Origin of the sequence: Leuconostoc rapi (assembly GCF_016908715.1) — a bacterium.
GTDB classification, from domain to species: Bacteria; Bacillota; Bacilli; order Lactobacillales; family Lactobacillaceae; genus Leuconostoc; species Leuconostoc rapi.
This window is the reverse complement of sequence record NZ_JAFBEK010000005.1, coordinates 127,496-134,475: the sequence shown is the minus strand read 5'-3', so window position 1 is coordinate 134,475 and position 6,980 is coordinate 127,496. Positions and strand designations below refer to the sequence as shown.

Genomic DNA, 6,980 nt, shown 5'->3' with positions numbered 1-6,980 from the left:
GCGAAGGCAGCGTCAGATGCGAAGGCAGCGTCAGATGCGAAGGCAGCGTCAGATGCGAAGGCAGCGTCAGATGCGAAGGCAGCGTCAGATGCGAAGGCAGCGTCAGATGCGAAGGCAGCGTCAGATGCGAAGGCAGCATCTAATGATAAAGTAGTTACTGGCGGCCATTATGAAGACAAAAATGGTGCTTTTGTATATATAGATAAACAAGGAAACCAGTTAACCGGACTACACAATATTGATGGCAATACACAATATTTTGATGATGATGGTGCACAGGTTAAAGGTGATTTCAGAACAGTTAGTGGTGGCGTAAAACAATATTTTAGTGCTACAAGCGGTAATGCTGTCGCTTACATAGAGACAGTTAAGTCTATCACACATGGTTATGACATTCAGGGAAACCAGGTAAAAACTAACTTTGTAACAGATGAAAAAGGCAATACATATTATTTTGATGAACAAGGTAATATGCAAGTCGGATTGAAAACTATAAACGGTAATCAATATTATTTTGATGAACAAGGGTTGCAAAAAAAGGGGTATGCTGGTACATTTAATAATCAATTTATGTACTTTGACCCAACAACAGGTGTTGGAAAATCTGCTGTTGAATACCAATTTACACAAGGTTTAACGGCTCAAAATGATGCATTTACACCTCATAATGCTGCGAAAAGTTATGATAGCAAGAGTTTTGATAATGTTGATGGTTTTTTGACTGCAGATACATGGTATCTGCCAACAGATATTTTAAAAAATGGGACAACATGGACGCCTACAACAGAAAATGATAAGCGCCCTTTATTAATGACATGGTGGCCAGATAAGCAAACTCAGGCAGATTATCTAAATTATATGTCAAAATCTGGTCTTACAGCTGACAAAGTTCAATATACTGCGCAATCTAATCAAAATGATTTGAATGTTGCTGCTCAGACTGTGCAAATGATGATAGAACAACGTATTGCTCAAAACACTAGTACACAGTGGTTGAAAGATACGATGACGTCTTTTATCAAAGAAGAATATAATTGGAGTAGTCAATCTGAAAATATTGATTATAGTGGCTTACAATTTCAAGGTGGCTTTTTAAAGTACAATAATAGCCCGTTAACTCCAGATACAAATTCAGCATTTCGATTATTAAACCGTGTTTTATTCAATCGCGATGATAAAAGCGATGCAAAGGGATCTGAATTTTTGTTGGCTAATGATGTTGATAATTCAAATCCAATTGTGCAAGCAGAACAGTTAAATTGGTTACATTATTTGATGAATTTTGGCTCGATTACAGCCAATGATCTAGATGCAAACTTTGATGGTATTCGTATTGATGCAGTCGATAACGTTGATGCTGATTTATTAGACATTGCTGGGGACTATTTTAAAGCAGTTTATGGTGTCAATCAAAATGATAATAAAGCTAATCAGCATATTTCTATTTTGGAAGATTGGAGTGGCTTAGATGTTGGATTAGTTAACGATATGGGTAATCCTCAGTTAACCATGGATAGTCGTATTCAAAACGCATTTCTCAACGCTTTAACAAAGTCACCGGATAATCGATGGGGTATAAATGCATTAATTTCTAATTCAATTGTTAATCGTGAGAATGATGATTCTAGTCAATCGATTGTGCCAAATTATAGCTTTATACGTGCGCACGATAGTGAAGTACAAGGTATATTAGGTCAAATCCTAACTGATCATACAACAGCTAAGTCTGGAAATGATTTTACGCCTGAAGAACTTAAACAAGCATTTGATATTTATTATGCAGATCAAAATTCGCCGATTAAAACATATACACACTATAATATGGTTAGTGCATATGCTGCTTTGTTGACGAATAAAGATACCATTCCACGACCATATTATGGTGATTTGTATACGGATGGTGGTCAGTATATGGCTAATAAAACAATTAATTATGATGCCATTACAGCACTATTAAAAGCTCGAGTGAAGTACGTTTCAGGCAACCAAACTATGTCAGTTGATGCCAAACACGGTGATGTACTGACGAGTGTGAGAACAGGGAACGGAGAAACACAAGGGATTGGGGTCATTATTAGTAATAATCCTAAGTTGGACTTAGGTAATGATAAGATAACTCTAAGTATGGGTAAAAATCATGCTAACCAACAATACCGTGCATTAATGTTAACCACGGATACTGGTATCATTGTCTATGATTCAGATAAATCTGCGCCTCTTGTTTGGACAGATGCTAATGGAAATCTCACGTTTGGAAACCAAGATATTAAAGGTTATGGTGAAAATAATGCGCAAGTTTCAGGTTACCTAGCTGTTTGGGTACCGGTTGGTGCTAGTGAAAATCAAAACGTTACTGTCGCAGCATCAACGACTCAAAGCACTGATGGATCGGTTTTTCATGCCAATGCTGCACTCGATTCAAACGTTATTTATGAAGGTTTCTCAAATTTCCAAGATATGCCTGAAACAACTGATCAAAGAACGAATGTTGTGATTAGTCAAAACGCTGATTTGTTCAAATCATGGGGTATTACGAGCTTCCAAATGGCGCCACAATATCGTTCGAGCCAAGACCATACATTTGTAGATTCTGTAATTGACAATGGGTATGCTTTTACTGATAGATATGACCTTGGCTTCAATACCCCCACCAAATATGGTACGGTAGATGATTTGCGCAGTGCTTTAAAAGCGTTACATGCTCATGGTATGCAAGCAATTGCTGATTGGGTACCAGATCAAATATATAATTTACCTGGGCAGCAAGTTACTTCAGTAACCCGTGTCGATCAACAAGGTGTGACTTGGCCAAGTGCGGTAATGGAAAATGTTTTATATGTTGTTAATACCAATGGTGGCGGGGATTATCAAGCAAAATATGGTGGTGAATATTTAGGTGAATTACAAGAAAAATATCCCGAGTTGTTCAAAAAGAATCAATTATCAACTGGCGTTCCGATGGATGCGAATACTAAGATCAAAGAGTGGTCAGCGAAGTACTTTAATGGGACAAATGTATTAGGGCATGGTGCTTTTTATGTACTAAAAGATTGGGCAAGTAATCAATATTTCAATATATCTAAAACAGATGAAGTATTTTTACCACTCCAGTTAATGAATAAAACTGCTAACACTGGTTTCACAATTGATACCAAAGGTGCTAAGTACTTTTCGCTAAGCGGATATCAGGCTAAAGATACTTTTGTGCAGGATGGTAATGGCAATTGGTATTACTTTGACAAAAATGGCTACATGGTTAAGCCAAATACTAGTGATAGTGGTTTGATAAAAGTTAATTCACAAAATTTTGATGGAACTAATGATGCCAATGGTGGCAAGTACTATTACTTTATGCCAAACGGTGTTGAACTTAGGAATAGTTTTGTGAAAGATATCAATGGTAATACGTATTACTTCAACAGTATGGGTGAAATGCTATCAGATCAATACGTATTTGATAATAGTGGTAATGCTTATCATGTCAATCAAGATGGAACAATGTCAACTGGATTAACTCATCTTGGAGACAACTTACAATACTTTGGTTTAAATGGTGTTCAGGTAAAAGATGCTTACATTTACGATAAATATTCAAACAAGTGGTACCAGTTTGAAGCTGGTTCCGGAAATGGAAAAGAAATAAATCGTCCAAGCGACACAGAATCGCTTAATTATACTACCATTGATTCTTCGTCAAATATTGGAATCAATACTGATTACACTGCTTACATTACGAGTACCATACGTCAAGACGGTTTATATAAGAATACACCGTGGGGTGTCGTTACCAAGGATCAAGATGGTAATGGTGTTAAGTGGGCTTATCAAGGTGACACGGATCAATATAATGGACAACAAGTGCAAGTTATCCGTCAATACATTGATAGCAAGGGGGTTAATTGGAGTCTGGTTACAATTAACGACCAAAAACTTTGGGTAGATAATCGTGCTTTGACGCAAATGCCATTCACAGTTTCGAATCAAGCTAGTTTTATTGCCTTCACTGGTCGTAATGACGGTATGTACTTAAATGCACCATATAGAGCTAAAGGGGCAAAATTTGCTGACAGAACGAAGCAGTATGAAGGACAACGAGTAACGATAGCAGGGACCGCGAATGTTAACGGCGTGAGTTGGAATCTAGTATCTGTAAATGGTGTTCAGTATTGGGTAGATAATCGTTCATTTGCAACGAACTTTACACGTGAAGTCAATAATAAGATATTTGTCAACAGCGCAAATCGCTCAGACGGTTTGTACATCAATGGCACTTATGGTCAAAGTAATTCTCGCTGGGTTGGTAATACTAAAAAGTATAATAATCAAATTGTCACAGTAGCTAAGCAGTACTATGATGCTAAGGGTGTTGTTTGGAATCAAGTTGTACTTGGCGGACAAACAGTGTGGGTAGATAATCGTGCCTTTACACAGTTACAAATACAAAATATTAACCAACAATTGTACATTAATAGCAATAAACGTACAGACAGTCTGTATGCCAATATGCCATATCGCGCTGATGGTGCACGTTGGGTAGATCGTACAACATCATTTAATGGGCAACGTGTGAATGCAATTAAGCAAGGAAAAGATGCCTATGGTGTGACTTGGAATTTGATCAAGTTGAATGATCAGGAATTGTGGGTTGATAAGAATGCGTTAACAACAACATTTACGCAAAACTTAAATACGAATATGTATGTTAATAGTTCACAAAGAACAGATGGCCTATATATTACAGCACCGTACGGCGTTAAGAACAGTAAATGGGTTGGTAATACAAAGTCAGTTAACGGAAAATATGTTAAGATAACACAACAATTTGCTAATGAAAATGGGGTAACATTCTACTTAACTAGTCTAAATGGTCAAAATACTTGGGTGGATAAGCGAGCATTTAGCACAACCTTTGATCAAATTGTAGCGTTAAATGCCACAATTAATATGCGTCAAAGTGCTGATGGTATGTATTTGAATGCCTCATATGGAGAAATAAATTCAAAGTATGCCGGAGATGTGAGTCCATATAACAATCAAAAGGTTACTGTGACGAAAGAGCATTCAGATGCTAAGGGTGTTGTTTGGTATTTGGCAATTGTTAATAATCAACAAGTATGGATCGACAAACGTTCATTTTCTCCAGTTGTGACCAAATCAGTAGCGTATAGTGCAACGATTATCTTACGTGGAAATTCATCTGATGGCCTATATTTGAATGCTCCGTATGGCGCAACTAATGCAAAGTTCTTCGATAAAACAAGCAACAATAAGTACAAAAATACTAAAGTTCAAGTCATGGAAGAGTACACGGATTCAAAGGGTGTCACTTGGAATTTGATTAAGTTAGGCGGCACTAACGGACAGCAAGTATGGGTTGATAAGCGTGCTTTGAAAGTTTAACTTAAAAAGTTAATGATACAATATATTTTATAAAATGGTGGATAACAATGACTAAAGTCATTGTTATCCACCATTTTATTTTCAAAAGCAAACGTAAATTATTTAAAAAAGATCGAATTAAAATCGCCCTTGCGGTAGAATATAAGGGTTGGTAAATAAAAAAATAGGTGTTTAAATATGGCAGTTAATCAGTACAAAAAGACGATTGTTTTAGTCATTTCAACGATTTCACTTGGCTTAATCGTTGGGTTAAGCTCAATGCTTCTAGGGTTATTTTTGGATTTAGTTGAGCGTGTATTTTTAAAATACGAAGAAACTGCAAAAATACCAGCACCACTGGGAACGTTCCCCACTGATCGGTTACTGTCAGTCGGCGTTGGTGCCATAATCGTTGCCGTAATTTGGTGGTTTTTGCGAACGCAAACGAAGACACCAATTAGCATCAAAAAAGCGCTCAATGGCGAGCAAATGCCATTTTGGCAAACACTCTTACATGTGATGACACAAATATTTTTTGTCGGTACAGGTGGCTCTGTTGGTCGTGAACTTGCACCTAGAGAAGCAGGTGCATTATTTGCTCAAAAATGGGATAATCTACTGCAAAAACTACATATACCAGCGTTATCACAGTCAGACAGACAACTATTAATGACCGCAGCAGCAGGTGCTGGTTTTGCAGGGATATATATTGCGCCATTTACTGGCATGCTTTTTTCTGTCGAAGTATTACTTAAAAAATTAACGTTACGCACAGTGGCTGTAAGTTTGACAATGTCAACGATTGCCATGTTTGTAGGGTCTTTGGTGAAGGGTTTTCGACCCTATTATCTCATAGGAGATGCTAAATTTTCTGCCATCAGTTTTCTGCTGATTTTTATTTTGGCACCAATTGCTGGCGTAGTCGGTGCGCTATTTAGAAAATTATGCCAATGGGCTGAAAGTCATCAAACAACAAATAAACTCATATTGTGGCAATTACCAGCTATGGGTTTAATAACCGGATTAACCGCTTTAGTGTTACCTGAAATCATGGGAAATGGTCGGTCATTGGCGCAATTGGCTATGAGCAGTAGTAGTCAAAAGATGGTTAGTATTTTATTACTTGGTGGCTTATTGAAGACATTTGTCACGGTATTGACGATTCGTGCTGGTGCGGCTGGTGGCACGTTAACACCAGCGATAGCCATTGGTGCAGTTATTGGCGCAATCGTCGGATTGTTCCTCATGCCATGGCTACCAGCAGTGTCAATTTGGCAATGTGCTGTAATAGGCTCAGGTGCGCTATTAGCAGCATCTCAGCAAGCGCCATTTATGGCCATGTTGATGCTAATTGAAATTTGTCATTTGGATTCATCAGCTTTATTACCAATGGGCATGGCTATTTTAATTGCGACAGGTGTCTCGAAAAAGATGCTGGTTAAATAGCAAAATGTTAACAGTGCGCAATCTGATAAACATTGATAAATCAACGCTATAGGAGTATTAGCAATCTATCCGTGCGCAATTTAGGATTGCTAATTGCGTTTTTTAGCTGTTTAATTGCTACCTTTTTGATTAAGCATGCTGCATAATTAAAGTAG

The 6,980-nt window shown here is 37.5% G+C and carries 2 protein-coding genes; both read left to right on the top strand.

Annotated features, from left to right (window positions below; genetic code table 11):
• A partial coding sequence (locus tag JOD28_RS06475; protein ID WP_204770011.1) for a glycoside hydrolase family 70 protein occupies nucleotides 1-5,400 on the top strand: 5,400 nt, incomplete at its 5' end.
• A 177-nt stretch (nucleotides 5,401-5,577) separates the two neighbouring features.
• A complete protein-coding gene (locus tag JOD28_RS06470; RefSeq protein ID WP_204770010.1) occupies nucleotides 5,578-6,825 on the top strand; it encodes a chloride channel protein in 1,248 nt (415 codons plus the stop codon).
• Nucleotides 6,826-6,980: the final 155 nt, after the last annotated feature.